The following is a 19,999-nucleotide window of genomic DNA, read 5'->3' on the forward strand; positions in this document are numbered from 1 at the left end:
GTCACGCCTCCATCGAGAGCGGGGGGTCGGGCAGGCGGGACGGATCGTCCCACAGCAGCGTCAGCGCGTGCCCGCAGTGCGGGCCGGACGCCGTCAGCGCCTCCTGCCGCAGGGACTTGGCCAGCGCGGGCAGCCGGTGCGGGTGCTCGGCCGCGACGCGCGGCACCAGGTCGTCCAGCCGGGAGCGGCCCGCGCACGCGTCGTGCGACGGCTCGCCGCACGTCGCGCGCGGCCACAGCATCACCGGGACGCCGTTGCGCAGCGCCGCGCGCAGCGTCGGCTTCGCCGGACGGCTCGCGTACACGAGCACGCCGTAGTCGTCGTCGGCCTCCAGCTCGCTCTCGAACTCGTCGCTGCGCGCCCGGCACGGGACCTCCCGCGGCTCGCTGCTGCCGCGCTCGGTCAGCCGCTGCCAGCGGCGGAACGCCAGGTCGCGGCGGATCGACCCGGGCCGCAACCGCTCCACGTCCCGCACCGCGACCGGGTACAGCCGCATCCGCCGGTTGTCGGCGCGGTCGATGTGCCACTCCTCGAACGGTTTGTGCAGCCACTCCTGCGGCACCGCGAACTCGATCATCCACGTGCGCCCGTACAGCGCGCCCGCCGCGCGCCGCACCCGCTCCTCCACGGCGGGCCGGACCTGCTCCTTGGTGACCCGGACGGTCTCCGCCGGGCCCTGCTCGCGGCCGTCCGCCCAGGTGTGGACGGTCAGCTCGTAGTCCCCGTGCGTCATCGGCTCCAGGCGGACGATCAGCGACGCCATCGCCGCGTCCCCGGCCGCGGGCGGCGCGGGCTCGGCCAGGTGCGCGCGCCGCCACGCCGCCAGCCGCCACTGCGCGGCGTGGTCCAGGTGCCGGGACGCGGCCGCGACGGCGCGGGCGAAGCGGTCCTCGCCGGGCCAGCCCTCGGCGACGTCGCGGAGCGCCGCCCACACGGTGCGGGGGCGGGCGGGCAGCGGGCGGCCGACGATCGCCGCGAACTCGGCGCGGGCCGCGTCCGGCAGTGGGCGGCCGCCCAGCAGGCCGCGCAGCTCGCGGCGCGCGGGCGCGTCCAGCCAGCGGAGCGGGAGCAGGTCGTCCAGGTCCTCGACGTACTCGCGCAGCGCCGACACCGGGAGCATCTTCGCGAGGGTTCCGCCGTCCGCGTCGGTGACCATGCCGTGGACCGCGCCGGTCGCGGCCTCGTACACGGCCGCGCCGCTGTAGCCGCGCTCGATGCTGTCGCCGGTCTTGACCGTCCACCATTCGCCGCCGCGCATCGTCCAGTCCGGCGCGGTCGTCACCGAGGCGAAGCGGATCTCGCCGTCGCGGGTCTTGGGGAAGCCGTAGGTGTGCAGTTCCAGGCGCTCGTCCAGTCCGGCCAGGACGCCGGGGTCGGCGAACGGCGCGGGGTCGATCGGGACGGGCTCGGCCAGCTCCAGCACCGCGACGTCGCCCGGATCGCCCGCGCGCGCCCACGCGGTGGGGCGGACGACGCGGGCGGGCGCCTTCTCCGGGCCGCCGGGGAAGGACACCGTCGCCTCGGCCGCGTCCCGGACGACGTGCGCGGCCGTCAGGACCCGCGTCGGCGCGACGAGGAAACCGGACCCGACGCCGCCCGCCGAACCGACCCGGGCGCGCCACCCCCAGTCACGCATGCGGCGTCCTACTCCTCCTCGTCCGCGCCCTCCGGCGAGCCCCAGGTCAGTTTGACCTTCAGGTGGCCCTCCAGGGACGTCTTCGCGATGACCGCCCCGGCGGCGGCGTTCAGCTTCACGCCGAACTCCAGCTCGACGACGTCCGGCGCCTTCGCCAGCCCGGCGAGGGACGCCAGCGCGGACTCGGCGGCGGCGCGGACGGTGCCGAGCGCGGTCTCCAGGTGCTCGCCCGCGCTGAGGACGAGGTCGCCCGTGCGCGACACCGACTCGAAGCCGGGCTGGTCGTCGTCCACCTCGACGACGACGGGGCCGCGGTCGGTCTCCCAGCGCACCAGTTCGTTCACGTCGCACCCCCGAAGTCCAGTGTGCGACACAACCTAGCGAGATCACCCGGTTCGGCACGGGGAGATCAGCCGCGTGGCCGCCTGCGGTCAGGGGACGGCGACGGTCACGCCCACGGGCCGGTGGTCGGAGTACCCGACGGCGGGGCTCACGATCGCGGACGTCGTCAGGCCGGGCGTGACGAGCACCTGGTCGATGGGGTCGTCCGGGCGCGGCAGCGCGGGGAACGTGGGCAGCGGACGGGCGGGCGCGAGGCCGTCCACCAGGCCCGCGCCGACGAGCACGCGCCACGCCGCGTCGCCGGGGCGCAGGTTGAGGTCGCCGGTCAGGATCACCGGGCGGCCGTCCGCGGCGGCCTCCCTGGCGAGCCGCGCGAGCTGGCGCGCCTGGCCGAGGTCGCGCCAGTCCTCGGGCGGCTGCGTGTGCGTCGCGATGACCGTCAGCGGGCGGCCGTGCCACGTCAGGTCGACGCGGAGCGCCTGCGCGCCGGTCGGGCCGCCCTTCACCAGCGGCTCGTTGCGGACGGCCGTGACGGGCAGGTCGGTGAGGACCGCGTCGCCCCACACCTCGTCGCCCGCCGGGGCCCAGATCGCGCGCAGGCCCAGCTCGTGTTCGAGCAGCCGAAGGTTGTCGCGCGCGCCGTTGAGCAGCCACGCGCGGTCGACCTCGCTGAGCGCGACCAGGTGCGGGCGCATCGAGCGGAGCACGGCGGCCTGGCGGCGGACGGTCATCGTGCCGTCGAGGCCGTAGCCCATGCGGACGTTGTACTCGGCGAGGCGCAGCCCGCCGTCCGCGGGCGTCCAGCGGTGTTCGACGCGCCAGAGCGGGGCGGCCGCGACGACCGCCGCGGCCACCGCGACGGCGGCCGGGACGCGCCAGCCGAAACCCCGCTCCGCCGTGCTCGCCCGCCGCGCCCCGGCGGCGACGATGACCGCCGCCGCGACCGGCACCCAGCGGTTCTCGACGCCCAGGTCGTACGCCGAGTAGTACGCGAAGACCAGCAGGACGAACAGCAGCGCGCCGCCCGCCGCCGCCGTCCCGCGCCGTCCGGGCCGCGTCTTCCTCGGCCGCGCCGCCGCCCAGCCCAGGCAGGCCGCCAGCGCGACCTGCCCGACGAGCTGCGCGGGGACCGCCCACCACGCGGCGACGCCGTGGACGCCGTCCACCGTCGTCCGGCCGAAGGCGAACACGGCCGCCGCCGCGACGAGCGCGACCGCCGGGACGGCCGGGTGCCGCGTCCAGAACCTCGGCCGCGCCGCGACCGCCACCGACGCCACGGCCACGCCCGCGACGACCGCCGCGGACCACTCCGGCCAGCCGTCGCTCGCCTGCGCGTGCGCGGCGTTGCCCGTCGCGATGCCCCAGAGCAGCAGCGCGGGGCCGACGAGGAGCCAGCCGCCGCCGGTCTCCTCGTCCCGCTCGGCCGGAGTGCGGACGAGCGTCGCCGCGAAGACCGCGACCTCGACCAGCAGCAGCGCCCACGCCGTCACGCCGTCGCGCCATACGAGGTCGACGCCGTCCAGCGCCGCGTGGACCGTCGTCGCGAGCGCGAGGCCGCCGACGAATCCCGTCATCGCGGCGGACGAGTCGCGCGCCGCCATCGCCGTCGCCGCCAGCCAGACGAGCCCGGCGAACAGGCCGACGCTGGCCGCGTAGAGCTGCGGGTCGCCGCCGTCCGTCCCCTGGAGGACCAGCCGCGCGACGACCAGCGCCGCGCCCGCCGCCACCCGGACCCGCCCCGCGCCGAGGAACCGCGCGGCCGGGACGGTGAGGAACGCCCCGACGAACCACGCCAGCGCGTACGCGCCCATGACCTCGGCGGGCGTCTCCCCGGCGCTCCCGACGAGCGTGATCAGCGACGGGAGGAAGACGAACAGCACGTCGACGAGCACGACCACGCCGAACAGGACGTCGAGACGGATGCGCATCCGGGGCTCCTTCGCCGAAGAATGTGAAGGATTCTCACCTATGTTGCATCGGTCACACAAGCCCCTGTTCACGACGTTCGTCGCATGACGCCCACGGACCGTGACGGCGGGCCTAAGATCGCCGGACAGGAGTCCCGAGGCAGGGAGAGCGCCGATGACCGCGGACGAGCGCCACCCGGAGTGGATCGTCGACCCCCACACCCCGAACATCGCCCGGATGTACGACTACTACCTCGGCGGCAAGGACCACTTCGCCGCCGACCGGGCCGCCGCCGAACGCGTCCTCCAGGCCATCCCGTACGCCCCCGAGTTCGCCCGCTCCAACCGCCGCTTCCTGTCCCGCGCGGTCACCCACCTCGCCGCGCTCGGCATCCGCCAGTTCGTCGACATCGGCTCCGGCCTGCCCAGCCAGGAGAACACCCACGAGGTCGCGCAGCGCGCCGCCCCCGACGCCCGCGTCGTCTACGTCGACCGCGACCCCGTCGTCCTCGCCCACGCCCGCGCGCTCCTCGCCCGCGACGACAACACCACCGTCATCCAGGCCGACCTCCGCGAACCGGACCGCATCCTCGGCCACCCGGAACTGACCGCCCAGATCGACTTCTCGCGCCCCGTCGCGATCCTTCTCCTGGCGATCCTGCACTTCCTCCCCGACGACGAGAACCCGGCCGCCGTCGTCGAAACCCTCCGCTCCCACCTGGCCCCGGGCAGCTTCCTGGTCCTCTCCCACGTCCACGCGGGCGAGGTCCCCGACGACCTCCAACGCGAAGTACGCGGCGCCTACGGAAAAACGGCGGCGGGCGACATCATCCCCAGAACCCCCGCCGAAATCGGAGCCTTCTTCACCAGGACCAAACTCCACCAGCCCGGCCTGGTCCCGGTCGAATCCTGGAACCCCGAAGCGGCCCCCTACGTCCCGAGACTGACGAAGGCGGGCCTGTTGGGCGCCATCGGAGAGGTCGTCTGAACCGCTTTCCTCAGCCGATGATCTGCAACTCGGGCAGACTCCCTTTGGCGTACGCCCCGGCGGCCTTGGGGTCAACGGCCACGCCGTACCGGCTCGTTTTGGTGAAGCGAACCGGATTGCAGTACGCGAGAAGGTATCGCCCTTCGCTCAGAACTCCGTCGCGTGGAATCCTGAAAGTGTACTCATCTACACCGGAGAAGATTTGGGCGCACTGTGCCGGTACGTACGGCTCCTTCTCGTTTATCGTCTTGCTGTGTGCGTCGATGTCGATCCCGGATTCGGGCGGAATTGAATTCCCATGCTCCGGTGCGCGAAAGAGCCCTAGCTTAATCCGATCGGGCGGAAGGTCTTCTGGTGAAATGCCGACGCGTAGACTGTAGGTCCCGATCCCGTCCGTGCGAGATGATTTTGCGCCGAAGCACTGCCGTGTCCCGTCGCTGAGATATTTTGAGCCGAATGGAAGCTTTTGGGTGTAGCTGTCGGTCACCTTGACGAGCGTGCCCTTCTTGGCGCGGGCCGGTTGTACGGTGAGGCTGTGGCGGAGGAGAGGCGTTTCCGAAGCAGGCATGTAAGGCTGAGCGAACAGCACTGACGGCCGGGCGAAGCCCATTTCGACCGTGCCGGTCGACTGCCCTCCCACATCGGGTCGGGGGACTGCCACGAAGACCCCCACGGCCACGGCCGCCCCGGCCCCGGCACCCAACGCCGCCGCCCCTTTCGTCCCGCCGATCTTGGCGAGGACGCCCTTGCCTCCTGCGCCGGCTGAGTGCCCCGCGGCCACCGCGGCATGCCCCCCGACACCGCTCGCCCCGGCCCCTGCCCCGGCCGATCCCAGCAGCGCGCCACTCGCCGCGACGACGGGCACTGCGAGCCCGAGCGCCGCGATGACCGACCCGAGCGCGACGAGCCCCCGCCGCTCCCAATCCGGCCCAAATGCCTCAACGGCGAGCGCCTCGATTCGTCCCGCGAACTCCGCCGCGTCGTCCAGCCGCTCGGCCGGGTTCTTCGCCATCCCCCATGCGACGACGGGCGCGAGCCGTTCAGGCACTCGCGCGGTAGGCACCCACGCCTGAAGGTGTAGATCCCGCAACTCATCGAGAGTCGCCGCCTGATAAGGCTTGGCACCGCTCACACATTCGACGAACACGCAGGTCGCCGCGTAGACATCTGTCGCAGTGGACGCCGGACCGCCCATCCACTGTTCCGGCGCCATGTAAGCGGGAGTGCCTCCCGTCCCGGCCTGCCCCGCGAGCACCGCGATCCCGAAATCAATGAGCTTGCTGCACCCATCCGGCCGGACGATGACGTTCCCGGGCTTGTAGTCCCGATGAACGACCCCCACGTCATGCGCAGCGGCGAGCCCGAGCAGCGACCCTTTCAGAACGGCCAGCGCGGCTTCGGGCGTGAACGGCTCAATCCGCTCGTCGAGCACCCGGCGCAACGGAGTCCCCGGCACGGCTTCCATCACGATCGCCGCCATGCGATCGACCTCGTGGTACGAGATCAGCTTGGCGACGTACGGGCTGACGACACGGTGGAGCGACTGCGCCTCGGCCCGAAACACCGCGCGCGAATGGGCGTCGGTCAGCAGCCGCTCATCGAGGTACTTGATCGCGACGACGGTTTGGGACTCTCGGGCCCGCGCTAAGACCACGCGTCCTTGCGAACCCGCGCCGAGCGTCGTGATCTCGTCGTAGCCGACGACGCGGTCCATCATCCCAGCTTGTCGAGTTGCTCGGTGAAGATACGTTCCGCCCGGTCCTCGATCGGTTTCGAGGTACCGTCGGGTTCAGTGCGCCCCATGTAGATGGTGGAGATCAGCAGGTTGCCCTGGGTCGCATAGTCGTAAATGGCGTGCAGCCAGTTGTACTCGCCCGCAGACCGGTCGTACTTCTGTAGTTCCACCGCATGGAACCGCAGCCACGGCGCGGTGATCGGTTCTGTCAGCTTCCACGTGTCATCGTGTGGAAGCCGGAGGTCGTTCTTGCTCACACGCTTGCCGTCGATGTGCTTCTTGCCTGGGCACCACTCCGCATTCTTCTTCAAGTCGTTGTAGGCGCGGGACGCGCTGGCCGTGTCCTTGAACGTGGCGATGAACTGGGCGTATCGAACTTCGGTGCCCTTCGGTCCCGAATTTGCGTACTCCCTTACCGTGGCGTCGAATGTGCCCGTCGGCTGCTTGCTCGAAAGCGAGCACAACGGAACCTGTCCGTTGCGGTAGAAATCGGGAACCGAGTTCGTGGGACGAACCTTGGAGCCGATCTCTTTTGGGCCGACCAGACGCTTCTCGACCTGGTCCAGGTTCATCTTGTACGGGGGCGTCGCACTCGTTCTCGCTGCGGTTGGCGACTGCGTCCTCGTCCCGGCGGGCTCAGGACCGCCGCCGCAGCCGCCGAGGACCAGTGCCGCGGCCGATACGGCCGCGAGGCCGCGTAGGCGGCGATGTTCGACTGCCGAGCGTTCACCCATCATTTGTTGCCGCTCTGGATCTCGTCGACCTTGAGGCGGTAAGGAAGGGACGTCATCACCTGATCGTCCAGCGAACCTCCGGCTATTTCGCATCCCTTGCCGCGGCAGGTCCACCCGACCGACCAGGTGATTGTGGCGGTGATCTCGTACACCCCACCGGGAGCCCGCGCGGAAGAGCGCTGGTAAGTGTACGAGCAGCTCTTTCCATCGGGAGTGCCGGCATTGGCGCATTTGATCTGGCCCTCGCCGAGGTCCCATGTCACGGAGACCGGTGTCGCGACCGCCTGGATTCGTCGGTTATTGGCCCGAATCACTCTCGTCGAGACGGTTCGGTAGCCGTCAACCCACAAGGCTGTCGGCGTCGCGACGAACGTGCGGTCCGCCGGTGCGGTGTAAACGGTTGGAACGGGGAACTCTGTTTCCACGCGAAGCCGTTGCGCAAAGTCGATTGCAGGAACCTTCGTGGTGACCTGTTGACCCGGGTCCGTGTGCAGGTTCCAGTCGCCGCCGTCGATCGGAATCTTGAAGGGGCCACCTCCGCCGCCGCCTCCGCCGCGACTGCCGTGGCCACCGGTGTGGCGCGATCCCTCGTCGCTGCAGTGAAGGCGTCCGTCGACGAGAACGCATCCATCGGCGAACGCGGGCGCGCTGAGCGAGGACGCCGTAGCGACGATGCCGGTGCAGACGGCGATGACGCCGGTGCCGCGCCGGACGGCCCTACCGCGCGACCTCTTCCCGCCACCCCGCTGCGGCGGGATCGGGTCGCTTGAATCGAACGCGCGCTGAACACGCCCGGTGGTTAGCATTTGTCGCCTTCGATCGAATCGGCTACGCGCCACTGCCCGCCCGAATAATGCACGGCGGTCCGGTGGATATAAGAACTGCCCTCCCCGCCCGCCAGACGTTTTCCGGTCGTCGTGGAGAACTTGTAGCTGGCGAGGGTCTGGAGGCAGTCGATGACATAGACGGTCATGCCGTCTTTGCTCCGGGCGTACACCTTGGGGTTGGAGATGTTGGTGAAGCGCCAGATTTCGTGTTTGGCCTTGGTTCGTTCTACGTCTGCGGTTACGCGGGAGAGGACCGGGTCTATCGCGACCGTGGGGAGGTCGGTGGGGTCGTTGGTCTCGTAGACGCGCTGGTACATCTTCTGGTAGGCGCGGTAGCGGTCCAGGACTATTTTGTCGATTTCCGGGGTGGGGAGTTTCGACGGGTCCTGGGAGGCGGTCGAAGGGTCGCCGAGGGGGGTGGCGGTGGCGGCTCGGCCGGTGGGGGAGAAGGTTCCGGCGGCGGGGTGGGAGGTGCCGCAGGCGGTGAGGGCGAGGGGGAGGAGGGCGGCGGCAGCGGTGGTCCTCGCGGCTCGGGGCGCCCGGGATTTCGGGCGGCAGCAGCCGTGGGGGGTGGAACGTACCGGCCGGGCGCGCATCGCCATCCTGATTCGCTCAGTCGAAGAACGGGGGCGTAGTACGCGCGAAAGCTTACAGAGATGGGTGTTGCGGGAAAAGCCGTTCGTTGCCGAAAGGTTCAAGATCGTTTCGGGGCGCGGGCCGGGGGTGCGGCCGGTGGTCGGGTCAGCCGCGCGGGCCGTACATGATCACCAGGACGCCGACCAGGCACAGCGCCGCCCCGGCGAGGTCGTAGCGGTCCGGTCGGTAGCCGTCGAGGGCCATCGCCCAGGCGAGGGAGCCCGCGACGAAGACGCCGCCGTACGCGGCGAGGATGCGGCCGAAGTTCGTGTCGGGCTGGAGGGTCGCGACGAAGCCGTACACGCCGAGGGCGAGGACGCCCGCGCCCGCCCACAGCAGGCCGCGGTGTTCGCGGACGCCCTGCCAGACCAGCCACGCGCCGCCGATCTCGGCGACGGCGGCGAGGAGGAACAGCAGGAGTGAGCGCACCACGGTCATGATCCCGAACGATACGGCGGCGCTTGACCTCCAGCCCGCTTGAGGTTGCAGGGTGGGGCCACCGAGTCGGAGGGATGTTTCCATGCGTGCTGTTTGGCTGAGGGAGTTCGGCGGGCCGGAGGTGCTGGTTCCGGGCGAGGCGCCCGATCCCGTCCCGAAGGACGGGCAGGTTCTGGTCGAAGTCGAGTACGCCAACATCACGTTCGTCGAGACGCAACTGAGAGCGGGCGCGACGATCCCTTACCGGCTCGACCCGCCCGTGATCCCGGGCAACGGCGTCGGCGGCACGGTGGTGTTGGGGGAACGAAAAGGAATGCGCGTCGTGACGTCCACCGGCGGCTCCGGCGGATACGCGGAATACGCGGCCGTGGACGCGAACGGCGTCTTCGAGGTCCCGGACGGAATCGCGCTCGACGCCGCCGTCGCCCTGCTCGCGGACGGCCGCACCGCGCACCTCCAGTTCGAGGCCGCGCAGCCGAAGAAGGGCGAACGCGTGCTGGTCGAGGCGGCGGCGGGCGGCGTCGGCTCGCTCCTGGTCCAGCTCGCGAAGAACGCGGGCCTGACGGTCGTCGCCGCCGTGGGAAACGACCGCAAAGCCCAGGTCGCACGCAGCCTCGGCGCAGACGAAGTAATCCTCTATCAGGAACCGGGCTGGGAGAAGAACGCAGGTGACATCGACATCGTCTTCGACGGCGTGGGCGGCGAAATCGGCCGCGCCGCGTTCACGACCCTGCGAGAAGGCGGCCGCATGTCGAGCTTCGGTCTCGCGAGCGGCGCATGGACCGGAATCAGCGAGGAAGAAGCACAGGAACGAGGAATCACCCTGACCCCCGCCAGCCCCACCCCGGAACAGGTCCGCGCCGCCACCGCGAAAGCCCTCGACGGAACCCTCACCCCGCTCATCGGCCAGCGCTTCCCCCTGGAGAGGGCGGCGGACGCCCACCGCGCCATCGAGACCCGCGCGACGGTGGGCAAGACGCTCCTGGAGGTCAGGCCAACGGTGTGAGGAACGCCGTCAGCGCGCTCTCGTAACGCGCGGGATCGACGTTCCAGGCGTCGGTGTGGTCGGCGTGCGCCGAAAGGGCGGTGACCATCCCCTTAGGGGCACGCCGCGCGAACTCCAGCGACGGCCCGTTGTCCACCATGCGGTCCTGGTCGGTGGTGAACAGCAGCGTCGGAGTCCGGAGCTTCGGCGCGTAAGTGCGGGCGTCCAGCGACTTCAGGTCGATCCCCGTCCGCCAGTGCAGCACCTGTTTCGCGGCGGCCGTCAGGAATCCGGGCAGGGACCGTTGGGCGGCCTGCTTGTCCAGTGTGGAGTTCCAGTCGAGGACGGGCGAGTCCAGCACCATCCCCCGCACGAACGACGCGTCGTGCCGGACGGTGTTCACCACCATCCCGCCGCCCATCGAATACCCGTAGAGGACGACCCCGGAAGCCCCGTGCCCCCGCGCGTACGCGACGGCCGACGCGACGTCCCGCCATTCCTCGTATCCCAGCAGGTTCCGCTTGGTGCGCGACGGCGGCGCGCCCTCGTCATTGCGGTAGGAGATCGACAGCAACGGCATCCCGGCCGCGTGGACGGCCTTCATCGCGCGGAACGTCTCCATCCGCGAAGCATTCCGCCCGTGGACCGCCACGACCCACACGGAAGAGCGTCCCGGAACGTACCAAGCGGGCATGGCCCCGAGCGCCGACGAATACGTCACGTCCTGGAACGGCAACCCGAGATCCTGCTGCGGATCACGCCCGTAAACCCAATGGTCGATCACGGCCCGAGAACCCGCGGCGGGAGAACCGGAAACGACCTTCCGCACCACCGTCCGCGAGTCCCCGCCGACGACCGGCCCCAGCACGGCCCGCCCGCTCGGCCAGATCAGCCCCCACGTACCGGGCCGCGACGTCGTGGAGTCGCGCGGCAGCGTGACGGTCCCGCCGCCCGCCGCGACGATCGTGAACCGGTACGCCCGCCCGTGCTCCACCTCGGTGGCCAGGGACGAGAAATGCCACCCGATCCCGCCGACCACGGCACAGACCACGACGACCACGAGCAGAACCAGCGAAAGGAGGGTTTTCCGGTAAGGCACAGCCGACGACGGTATTGCAGCCGCGCCGCCCGGTCCACGCGGACGGCCCGGCCGGTACCCTGGCCCGGCCGGACGAGGGGGTGCCGATGGTGGACAGCGCGCGGGTCGCCGATCTCCAGCGCCGCCTGGCGGACGCGGTGCGCGCGGCGGCCCCGGAGGGCTTCCGCCGCGCGGACCTCGGCTGCCGCGCGACGGTCGCCGTGCAGCGGACGTCCCTGACGTGGCTGACCGCCGACCACCGCGTCGAGGACGCCGAGCCGCCCCCCGAGGCGGCGGACCTGCTGGCCGACCTGCGCCGCGCCCAGTACCTGTCGGAGCAGGGCACCTGGTTCTCGATGACGCTGTTCGTGGAGCCGGACGCCGAGGGCGCGGTCTTCAACTACGACGCCGATCCCGGCTGGACCCCGCCGCTGAGCGCCGACGACTGGCGGCGCGACCAGGTCGTCCTCCCGCGCGACGGCGCGAAGATGCCCGGCTGGCTCCGCGACCGCATCGCCGGCCGCGAACCGGAGTACGCGCCGGACGCGACCGTCCCCGCCCTGAACCAGGCCGAGCAGATGGACCTGCTCTCCAACCGCTTCACCACGCTCCTCGCCGACCAGGCCCCGCCGCTGTGGCACAAGGTCTTCGGCTACTACCAGGCCGCGGGCGGCCATGTGGAGTTCCCGCCGCTGATGGTGGCCCGCGCGGACGGCGGCCGCGTCGACTGGACGCCGCCGCCCGCCGCCGCCGTCCTGCTGGACCGGCTGCGCGCGGGCACCCACGCGTTCCGGGGTTCGACGTGGTCCCGCATCGACTTCGAGGTCCTGTACGACGAGGCGAGCGTGCGGTGCCGCGCGTCGTTCACCTACGACGGGCAGCCCGCGTGGAACACGCTCCCGTCGCCGCACGAGGTGCGCCGCGAGCTGGAGCGGTTCCCGACCGCGCAGATCCCCGAGTGGATGATGCGGTTGACGGGCGAGACGCCCGTCCCGCCGCCCCCGCCGCCGCCCGAGCGGCACGGCGTGCGCCGCGCGCGGGTGTTCGACGGCCTCGGCGGCGACGGCGAGCACCCGGCGGTGTCGCGCCCGCCCGTCGATCCGGCGGACGTCGGCCCGCTCGCGGAGTACCTGCGCGGCTGCCCGGTGGTGCTGGCGGCGCGCTCGCACGCGCCGGACCTGCTCGACCCGGCGCGCTCCGAGCGCGTCCCGCTGGCGTTCCACACCGACGGGACGTGGGTGTGGTCGGGCGCGGTGCCGTACTACCTGGTCGAACACGGCGTCCCGCCGGAGCCGGACCTGGTCGCGCACGTCCGCGCCCGCGACTTCGCCGTCCCCCAGGTCGGGGACGAGGCGATGGAGGCGGCCACGGCGGCGGTGACGGGCGAGCCGCGCGTGGTCCCGGAGCCGGAGCCCGCCCCGCCGCGCCCGGTGAACCCCGCCCGCTGGCTGGAGCGCGTCGCCCGCCGCCTCGAGGACCTCGGCGTCGACCCGGCCGGATACCGGATCGGCGCGGCCGAGGACGGCGCGTGGTGCCTGGTCGAGGACGACGCCGAGTGGGCGGTGTTCAAGCAGGTCGGCGGCGAGCGGCTGAAGGAGGTCCGGTTCGCCGCGGTCGACGACGCGGCCGCGCACCTGCTCGGCCGGGCGCTGCTGATTCCGCCGCGCGACGACCCGGGCCCCGTCCCGGCCATCGCGCCGCTGCCGGGCGAGCCGCCGCTGACGCTGCTGCGCGACCCGCGCCCGGTGCGCGTCCCGGCGGGCACGCGCGTGGACCGCTACGGCGGCCCGGACGGCAACGTCGCGTACGCGGCGGGCACCCCGTTCCCGGAACGGTCCCTCCCCGCCGACTGGGAGCACCGCGACCTGCACGCCTTCCGCCTGCTGCGGACGGTGTGGGCGCTGACGGGCACGGCCGTCCCGTGGTTCGACCAGCCCGGCGGCGGCACGGCGTACGTCTTCGCCGCGTCCCTGGACGCCCTGACCGCCGAGGGCGCGGTCGCCCGCGACGACTAGCGGCCGATCAGCGCGACGAGGTCGAGGCCGAGCAGCAGGTCGACGGCGACGAACGTCTCCAGTTTCGCGCCCGGCGGAAGGTCGGGGGACGCGGCGACGCGGTCGAGGACGGCCAGCGCGGCGGGGGTGTCCAGGTCGTCGGCCAGCGCGGTCTCGGCGGCCAGCACCGACGCGCGGTCCGGCGGGCGGCCGGGCTCGCGCGCCCAGCCCGCGACGAGCGTCCGCCACTGCCCGAGCCGCCGCCGCGCCGCCGCGACGTCCTCGGCGGCCCGGTCCAGCGGCTCGCGGTACGGCGTCGCCAGGACGGCGAGCCGCGCGGCGAGCCCGTCGCCCGGGTCGAGCGGCGCGGGCGGGACGTCGAGCCGGAACCCCTCCCCGTAGCCGCCGACGACGACGTCGGCGGGGCCGCCGAGGTCCTGCGGCGGCGCGACGCCGTGCGCCTCGAAGCGCCCGGCGGCGTCCAGCAGCACGCGCCGCCCGCCGCGTTCGGCGGCGCGCCGCAGCACGTCCGCCACGACGGCGGCGCGCGCCCCGGCGGCGGAGATCCGCAGCAGGGGGCCGCCGGGGAGGTCGGCGAGGCGCCCGGTCCGGGCGTCGGTGAGCCGCAGCATGGACGTCAGCCTAGGGTCACAGGGGCGTGCCGGTGAGCGGCGGCCCCTCGGGCATGGGGGCGGAGCCGTCGGGTTTGCGGATCGCGGCGAAGCGGAGCCGCACGTAGTCCGCGACCCAGCCGGACTCGCGGCGCAGCGCGGGCGCGGCGAGTTCGTTGACGCGGCGCAGCAGCGGTTCGACGAGGTCGGGCGGGACGTCCGCGAGCGCCCCCGGCGCGTACGCGCGGACCCAGTCGGCCGCGCCGTCCGGCCCCTCGACCATGCGCGTCGGCCGGTCGGCGTGCTCCAGCAGCCGCAGCGTGAACCCGCCGTCCTCCAGCCGGGCCGCGTACTCGGCGGGGCTCGGGAAGTACCAGGGCAGTTCGGGCTCGCCGAGGCCGAAGACGCGCCAGGCCGTCTGCATCGCGACGATCAGCTCCGCGCAGTTGCCCGCGCCGCCGAGCTCCCCGACGAACCGGCCGCCGGGCCGCAGCGCCTCGTGGACGCGGGCGATGACGGCGTCGGGGTCGCGCGTCATCCAGTGCAGCGCGGCGTTGGAGGCGACGGCGTCGAACGACTCGCTGGTGGTGAAGTCGTGGGCGTCGCCCACGGTGAAGGACAGGCCGGGGTGCTGCGCGGCGGCCTGCGCGATCATCTCGGGGGAGCCGTCGATGCCGAGGACCTCCGCGCCGCGCTCGGCGATCTCCGCGCTGAACGCGCCCGCGCCGCAGCCGAGGTCGATGATCTTCTCGCCGGGCTGGGGGTCGAGCAGGTCGACCAGGGGCGCGCCGTGCGCGGAAACGTATCCGAAGGCGGAATCGTACGTCGTCACGGCCCAGTGCACTGTCGTAATTTAGCTGGACGACCGGGGCGGCGCGGCGGGGAAGCCCCCGGCTCGCCGGACACGGTGATGTGTCTCACGGGTGTGAACCGAATGGCCTTCTTGTGCGTCCGTGCGTGGAAGAGGCGGTGAAGGGGTGGGGTGTGCGGGGCGAGGTTCGCGTCGTCGGGGCCGAGCGGTCCGGCGGGCTGGAACTGCGGACGGCGGGCCTCGCGGCGCGCGGGCTGCCGGAGGTGCGGGTGACCGGGCTGCCGCCGTACCTCGGCCAGGGCTGGGCGCGGGTGCTCGGCGCGGTCGCGGCGCGGCTGGCGGCGGCCGGGCCGGTGCTGCCGGTGCTGGTGGACCTGGACGGCGGGGTGGTGCTGCGGCTCGTCCCGGAGAAGGAGGGGACGCTGGCCGTCGCGCCGCCGCCCCCGCCGGACGGCCCGGCCGCGGCGGGCGTCGAGGCGTGGCGGCGGGACGTCCTGACGCGGCTGTTCCCCGAGGCGGTTTCCTGACCCCGCCCGGGTCCGCGCGCCGCCGATCTCCCTAGAATCCCGTTCTACGTCGTCCGAACGCGCGGAAGGGGAGCCCGGTGGCGTACACCGAGATCGAGTACGAGGTGCGGGACGGGGTCGCGACGCTCACGCTGAACCGCCCGGACCGCATGAACGCGTACACCAACACGATGCGCGCCGAGACCCTCGACGCGTTCGACCGGATCGACGCCGACGACGCCGTGCGCGCCGTCGTCGTCACCGGCGCGGGCCGCGCGTTCTGCGCGGGCGCCGACCTCGCCGCCGGGGGCGACACCTTCAACAAGGACAAGTCGCAGGACATGTTCGCGGGCCGGGACGTCCTGGAGGACGGCACCCCGCGCGACGGCGGCGGCACGGTCGCGCTGCGCATCGCGCGCTGCCTCAAGCCCGTCATCGGCGCGTTCAACGGCGCGGCGGTGGGCGTCGGCGTGACGATGACGCTGCCGATGGACATCCGCATCGCCAGCGAGAAGGCCAAGTTCGGGTTCGTGTTCGCGCGGCGCGGCATCGTCACCGAGGCCGCGTCGTCGTGGTTCCTGCCGCGCCTCGTCGGCATCGCGCAGGCGATGGAGTGGGCCGTGACGGGCCGGGTGTTCGACGCGGCCGAGGCGCTGCGCGGCGGCCTGGTCTCCCGCGTCGTCGCGCCCGACGAGCTGCTGCCGACCGCGTACGCGCTCGCGCGGGAGATCGCCGACAACACCTCGGCGGTGTCGGTCGCGGCGATCCGGCGGCTGCTGTGGTCGGGCCTGTCGGCGCCGTCGCCGTGGGACGCGCACGTCGCGGACTCGCACCTGATGGCCGCGCTCGGCTCCGCCGCCGACGCCGCCGAGGGCGTCACGTCGTTCCTGGAGAAGCGGCCCGCGGTGTTCCCGATGCGGGTGAGCACGGACCTGCCCGCGGACGTGCCGGAGTGGCCCGTCCGCTGATCCGTCGCGCCGGCCCCCGGAGACCCCGACAGGGTTTTCCGGGGGTTTTGCGCTCCACGTACCTCCTGTGGCCGGATTTCCGGGAAGCGATCATGTGGGGCGTGTGCGGTTGGATGTCGCCGACCGGGAACGCGCCGAGTCCACAGGATCTCGGGGGTCGTGGTGCGCAACAGGAGGAACGGGACACGGGCCGTGGCGGCGCTGCTGACGGGCGCGGTCGGCCTCACGGCGGTCGCCGGGTGCGGCGACTCCAGGAGCGAGCGGGCCGCCGCGCGGGGCCGCGCCGTCGTCGCCGGGCAGCAGCCGCGCGCCAAGGCCCCGGACGCGCCGCCCGGCCCCCGCTCGATCGACTGCGGGAAGGTCGCGTGCGTCGCGCTGACGTTCGACGACGGGCCCGGCCCGTACACCGAGACGCTGCTGAACGAGCTGCACGCGGCGAACGCCCGCGCGACGTTCTTCATGCTGGGCGAGAACGTCGGCCACTTCCCGAACGCCGTCCACCGCATGGCGATGGAGGGCCACGAACTCGCGAACCACAGCTGGTCGCACCCGCAGCTCACGACGATGTCCAGCGCGGACGTCCGCTCGCAGGTCCAGCGGACGCAGGAGGCGATCCGCAAGGCGTCCGGCGGCGTCACGCCGAAGCTGATGCGGCCGCCGTACGGCGCGGTGAACAAGCGCGTGAACAGCGCCATCGGGATGCCCGAGGTGCTGTGGAGCGTCGACACGCTCGACTGGAAGTACCGCGACACCGCGCGCGCCGAGAAGGTCGCGGTGAAGGAGGCGCACCGGGGCGGGATCATCCTGTTCCACGACATCCACAAGACGTCGGTGGCGGCCGTCCCGACCGTGCTGGACGGGCTGAAGAAGAAGGGCCTGACGCCCGTCACCGTCTCCGAGCTGTACTCGACGGACAAGCCGCTGCAGGCGGGCGTCGCCTACGCCGAGCGGATGCCGCCCGCGCCGCCGAAGCCCGCCGAGCCGGTCGCGCCGACGCGCACGGTGCGGCCGCCGTCGAAGTCCCCGACGTCCTCCACGCGGCCGTCGTCGACCGCGAAGCCGCCGTCGAAGTCCGCGACGCCGACGCAGCCCGCGCAGCCGCGCGAGGCGGGCGGCGAGGGGCAGCCCGCCACGGCGGACGGCGACACCCGCCACTGACCGCGCGCACCGAACGGCACCGGCCGGGCGGCCGGTGCCGTCGCGCGTCCGGCCGCTAGGACCGGCGGCGGCGCGGCGGCGGCGCGGGCGGCACGACCTTCGCCGCGACCATCGCCGACGCCTCGACCTCGGCCAGCTCCCCGGTGCGGCGGCGGACGCGCAGCGTACCCCCGGACCAGGATTCGAGGACGCCGACCACGTCGCTGTACTCTCCCGTAGGCAGGCGACGGCGCAGCGAGATCCGCTGCCCCACGTCCGCCTCACTGATCGAGACCACCAGCCGCGCGGCGAGATGGCCGGACATGTGACCCCCATGTCGAATCGACTGCACGGCGACGGCAATACTATTCACAGCGTGCACGCGGTGAACCGGGAGAGGAGTCACTGAGGTGACCTACGTCATTGCGCAGCCCTGCGTCGACCTGCTCGACAAGGCATGTATCGAGGAGTGCCCGGTCGACTGCATCTACGAGGGCAAGCGCCAGCTCTACATCCACCCAGACGAGTGCGTCGACTGCGGTGCGTGCGAGCCGGTCTGCCCGGTGGAGGCCATCTACTACGAGGACGACGTCCCCGAGCAGTGGAAGGACTTCTACAAGGTCAACGTGGAGTTCTTCGACGACCTGGGGTCCCCCGGGGGCGCGTCCAAGGTCGGCAAGATCGACAAGGACCACCCGATCACCGCCGCGCTGCCGCCGCAGACGCAGGACTGAGCCCCGGTCGGCCTTTGCGCCGTGGCCTCCCCTTTCCGGGAGGCCACGGCTTCGTCCATTCGGCGTCACATTCTTGAAAGGGGCGGGCGTGCTCGCGCTGCCGGATTTCCCGTGGGACCGACTCCTGCCGTACCGCGAGCGCGCCGCCGCGCACCCCGGCGGCGTCGTGGACCTGTCGGTCGGGACGCCGGTGGACCCGACGCCCGAGCCGGTGCGGGCCGCGCTCGCGGCGGCCGCCGACGCCCCCGGCTACCCGCAGACCTACGGCACGCCCCGGCTGCGCGAGGCCGTCGCCGCGTGGCTGCGGAACACGCACGGCGTGAGCGGCGCGGACCCGGACGCGGTGCTCCCCGTCATCGGCACCAAAGAGGTCGTCGCGTGGCTGCCGACGCTGCTGGGCTTCGGCGCGGGCGACACCGTGGTGTTCCCCGAACTGGCGTACCCGACGTACGACGTCGGCGCGCGGCTCGCGGGCGCCAACTCGGTCGCGACGGACGGGCTGCTGACGCTCGGTCCCGTCCGGCCCGCGCTCGTGTGGGTGAACTCCCCGTCCAACCCGACGGGGAAGGTGCTGCCCGCCGAGCACCTGCGCAAGGTCGTCTCGTGGGCGCGCGAGCGCGGCGCGGTCGTCGTCAGCGACGAGTGCTACCTCGACTACGGGTGGGACGCGGACCGCGCGCCGGTCTCCGTCCTGCACCCGGACGTGTGCGGCGGCTCCCACGACGGGCTGCTCGCGGTCAACTCGCTGTCCAAGCGCTCCAACCTCGCCGGGTACCGCGCCGGGTTCGTCACCGGCGACCCGGTGCTGGTCAGGCGGCTGCTGGAGGTCCGCAAGCACGCCGGGATGATCGTCCCCGCGCCGGTGCAGGCCGCGATGGTCGCCGCGTTCGAGGACGAGACGCACGTCGCCGAGCAGCGCGAGCGGTACGCGCGCCGCCGGGCGCTGCTGCGCGCGGCGTTCGAGCGGCACGGGTTCCGGATCGACCACTCCGAGGCGTCGCTGTACCTGTGGGCGACGCGCGGCGAGCCCTGCTGGGAGACGGTGGGGCACCTGGCGGACCTGGGCATCATCGTCGGGCCGGGCGACTTCTATGGCCCGGCGGGCGCGAACCACGTCCGGATCGCCTTCACCGCGACGGACGAACGCGTCGAAGCGGGCGCGGCCCGCCTCTGACCTCCCAGCCTCCGCCCTGCGGTCGCGGCGATGCGCGGCGGACGTTTGGGGTGGAACCTGGCGGGTGGGCGGTACGTCTGATCGCGTGAACCGGGCGTTTCGATACGATTCGCCGACGTCCGGGTGATCGGTCGCCGTCTTTCGGAGGTTCCGCGTGCTTCCCGTGCTCGTCGCCGTCGCGGTCCTGCTCGTGCTCGTGCTGGTCGTGCTGCTGGTGGTCCTGCTGCGCGGGCGCGGCGCGGCGCCGGCCGCCGCGCCGCCGCCGCGCGACCCGTTCGCGGCGGAGGACCAGGCCGCCGGAGACCCGCGCGCGCTCAAGGCGGGCGACATGGTCGAGTACCTGGGCACGCGCTACTTCGTGCGCGGCTCGCTGCGGCTGAAGGAGGGCGGCTTCACCTGGTCGGAGCATCTGCTCGACGCCGACACCGCCGCGGGCGGCAAGGTGTGGGTGTCGGTCGAGGAGGACCCCGACCTGGAGGTCGTCTGGTGGACCGAGCACGAGCTCGGGGACCTGAAGCCCGGTGCGAAGACCGTCGTCGTGGACGGCGTCGAGTACCGCCGCGACGAGCACGGCACCGCCGACTACACCAGCGAGGGCACGACGGGCGTCGGCGTCCGGGGCCGCGTCGAGTACCTGGACTACGCGGCGCCCGGCGGCCGGTACCTGTCGTTCGAGCAGTACGGCGGCGGCGCGTGGGAGGCCGGGCTGGGCGAGCGCGTCCCGAACGGCGCGCTCACGATCTACCCGGGTTCCTGAC

General features: G+C 72.8%; 21 protein-coding genes. 9 read left to right on the forward strand and 12 right to left on the reverse strand.

Translation table 11 applies throughout. The features are described 5' to 3' along the window. Window position 1: 1 nt before the first annotated feature. The 3 genes from G339_RS0102695 to G339_RS0102705 form a co-directional block, all read right to left on the reverse strand. A complete protein-coding gene (locus G339_RS0102695) occupies window positions 2–1,636 on the reverse strand; it encodes a VMAP-C domain-containing protein (protein WP_019629533.1) in 1,635 nt (544 codons plus the stop codon). Between the two features lie 8 nt (window positions 1,637–1,644). Beyond that, window positions 1,645–1,980, reverse strand: a complete 336-nt coding sequence (locus G339_RS0102700; protein ID WP_033322054.1) for a CU044_2847 family protein — start codon at window positions 1,978–1,980, stop codon at window positions 1,645–1,647. Between the two features lie 87 nt (window positions 1,981–2,067). Next, complete coding sequence (locus G339_RS0102705; protein WP_019629535.1) at window positions 2,068–3,906, reverse strand: endonuclease/exonuclease/phosphatase family protein; 1,839 nt, start codon at window positions 3,904–3,906, stop codon at window positions 2,068–2,070. A 154-nt stretch (window positions 3,907–4,060) separates the two neighbouring features. On the opposite strand from G339_RS0102705, the gene G339_RS0102710 reads away from it, so the two are divergent. Next, window positions 4,061–4,873, forward strand: a complete 813-nt coding sequence (locus G339_RS0102710) for an SAM-dependent methyltransferase (RefSeq protein ID WP_019629536.1) — start codon at window positions 4,061–4,063, stop codon at window positions 4,871–4,873. Window positions 4,874–4,883: 10 nt separating this feature from the next. On the opposite strand, the gene G339_RS36345 is transcribed toward G339_RS0102710, so the two are convergent. The 5 genes from G339_RS36345 to G339_RS0102730 all read right to left on the reverse strand — a co-directional run bounded on the left by G339_RS36345 (window position 4,884) and on the right by G339_RS0102730 (window position 9,243). Beyond that, window positions 4,884–6,587 (reverse strand): serine/threonine-protein kinase, encoded by a 1,704-nt coding sequence (locus G339_RS36345; RefSeq protein WP_169514702.1) that lies wholly within the window; start codon window positions 6,585–6,587, stop codon window positions 4,884–4,886. Then, entirely contained in the window at window positions 6,587–7,180 is a 594-nt protein-coding gene (locus G339_RS0102720; protein ID WP_019629537.1) for a hypothetical protein, read from the reverse strand. The genes G339_RS36345 and G339_RS0102720 overlap by 1 nt, the downstream gene beginning before the upstream one ends. Window positions 7,181–7,341: 161 nt before the next feature. Then, the gene (locus G339_RS38435; RefSeq protein ID WP_157407250.1) at window positions 7,342–8,148 is read right to left on the reverse strand and encodes a hypothetical protein; all 807 of its coding nucleotides are present in this window, start codon (window positions 8,146–8,148) and stop codon (window positions 7,342–7,344) included. Then, the gene (locus tag G339_RS38440) at window positions 8,142–8,771 is read right to left on the reverse strand and encodes a hypothetical protein (RefSeq protein WP_019629538.1); all 630 of its coding nucleotides are present in this window, start codon (window positions 8,769–8,771) and stop codon (window positions 8,142–8,144) included. Before G339_RS38440 ends, G339_RS38435 begins: the two co-directional genes overlap by 7 nt. Window positions 8,772–8,910: 139 nt before the next feature. Next, window positions 8,911–9,243 carry a YnfA family protein gene (locus G339_RS0102730; RefSeq protein WP_019629539.1) on the reverse strand — a complete coding sequence of 111 codons (333 nt, stop codon included), beginning with the start codon at window positions 9,241–9,243 and terminating at the stop codon, window positions 8,911–8,913. An 82-nt stretch (window positions 9,244–9,325) separates the two neighbouring features. Here G339_RS0102730 and G339_RS0102735 point away from each other — a divergent pair, with 82 nt between their 5' ends. Continuing rightward, complete coding sequence (locus tag G339_RS0102735; protein ID WP_026341083.1) at window positions 9,326–10,249, forward strand: zinc-binding dehydrogenase; 924 nt, start codon at window positions 9,326–9,328, stop codon at window positions 10,247–10,249. Here the strand turns inward: G339_RS0102735 and G339_RS32345 are convergent. Continuing rightward, window positions 10,233–11,327 (reverse strand): alpha/beta hydrolase family protein, encoded by a 1,095-nt coding sequence (locus G339_RS32345; RefSeq protein ID WP_033322057.1) that lies wholly within the window; start codon window positions 11,325–11,327, stop codon window positions 10,233–10,235. The two genes, G339_RS0102735 and G339_RS32345, sit on opposite strands and share 17 nt — an antisense overlap. A gap of 86 nt (window positions 11,328–11,413) precedes the next feature. Between G339_RS32345 and G339_RS0102745 the strand changes: the two genes are divergently transcribed. Beyond that, window positions 11,414–13,321 (forward strand): TNT domain-containing protein, encoded by a 1,908-nt coding sequence (locus tag G339_RS0102745; protein WP_240489733.1) that lies wholly within the window; start codon window positions 11,414–11,416, stop codon window positions 13,319–13,321. Here the strand turns inward: G339_RS0102745 and G339_RS32350 are convergent. Continuing rightward, a complete protein-coding gene (locus tag G339_RS32350; protein WP_019629543.1) occupies window positions 13,318–13,932 on the reverse strand; it encodes a hypothetical protein in 615 nt (204 codons plus the stop codon). The two genes, G339_RS0102745 and G339_RS32350, sit on opposite strands and share 4 nt — an antisense overlap. A 16-nt stretch (window positions 13,933–13,948) precedes the next feature. Beyond that, complete coding sequence (locus tag G339_RS0102755; RefSeq protein WP_157407251.1) at window positions 13,949–14,743, reverse strand: class I SAM-dependent methyltransferase; 795 nt, start codon at window positions 14,741–14,743, stop codon at window positions 13,949–13,951. Between the two features lie 152 nt (window positions 14,744–14,895). Here G339_RS0102755 and G339_RS0102760 point away from each other — a divergent pair, with 152 nt between their 5' ends. From G339_RS0102760 to G339_RS0102770, 3 genes are all read left to right on the forward strand, one after another. After that, entirely contained in the window at window positions 14,896–15,249 is a 354-nt protein-coding gene (locus G339_RS0102760; protein WP_019629545.1) for a hypothetical protein, read from the forward strand. 77 nt (window positions 15,250–15,326) lie between these two features. After that, window positions 15,327–16,196: a crotonase/enoyl-CoA hydratase family protein gene (locus G339_RS0102765; protein ID WP_019629546.1), complete on the forward strand. Its 870-nt coding sequence runs from the start codon at window positions 15,327–15,329 to the stop codon at window positions 16,194–16,196. A gap of 192 nt (window positions 16,197–16,388) precedes the next feature. Further along, window positions 16,389–17,354, forward strand: a complete 966-nt coding sequence (locus G339_RS0102770; protein ID WP_019629547.1) for a polysaccharide deacetylase family protein — start codon at window positions 16,389–16,391, stop codon at window positions 17,352–17,354. 55 nt (window positions 17,355–17,409) lie between these two features. Here G339_RS0102770 and G339_RS0102775 read toward each other — a convergent pair whose 3' ends face one another. Further along, complete coding sequence (locus G339_RS0102775; protein WP_019629548.1) at window positions 17,410–17,658, reverse strand: putative acetyltransferase; 249 nt, start codon at window positions 17,656–17,658, stop codon at window positions 17,410–17,412. 85 nt (window positions 17,659–17,743) lie between these two features. Here G339_RS0102775 and fdxA point away from each other — a divergent pair, with 85 nt between their 5' ends. The 3 genes from fdxA (at window position 17,744) to G339_RS0102790 (ending at window position 19,998) form a co-directional block, all read left to right on the forward strand. Continuing rightward, window positions 17,744–18,067: a ferredoxin gene (fdxA, locus tag G339_RS0102780; RefSeq protein WP_019629549.1), complete on the forward strand. Its 324-nt coding sequence runs from the start codon at window positions 17,744–17,746 to the stop codon at window positions 18,065–18,067. An 88-nt stretch (window positions 18,068–18,155) separates the two neighbouring features. After that, complete coding sequence (gene dapC / locus G339_RS0102785) at window positions 18,156–19,241, forward strand: succinyldiaminopimelate transaminase (protein WP_019629550.1); 1,086 nt, start codon at window positions 18,156–18,158, stop codon at window positions 19,239–19,241. A gap of 154 nt (window positions 19,242–19,395) precedes the next feature. After that, window positions 19,396–19,998, forward strand: coding sequence for a DUF4178 domain-containing protein (locus tag G339_RS0102790; RefSeq protein ID WP_019629551.1), 603 nt, complete (start codon window positions 19,396–19,398; stop codon window positions 19,996–19,998). The last annotated feature ends 1 nt before the right edge of the window (window position 19,999 follow it).

The sequence above is a fragment of the Actinomadura atramentaria DSM 43919 genome (genome assembly GCF_000381885.1).
Classification (GTDB): Bacteria; Actinomycetota; Actinomycetes; order Streptosporangiales; family Streptosporangiaceae; genus Spirillospora; species Spirillospora atramentaria.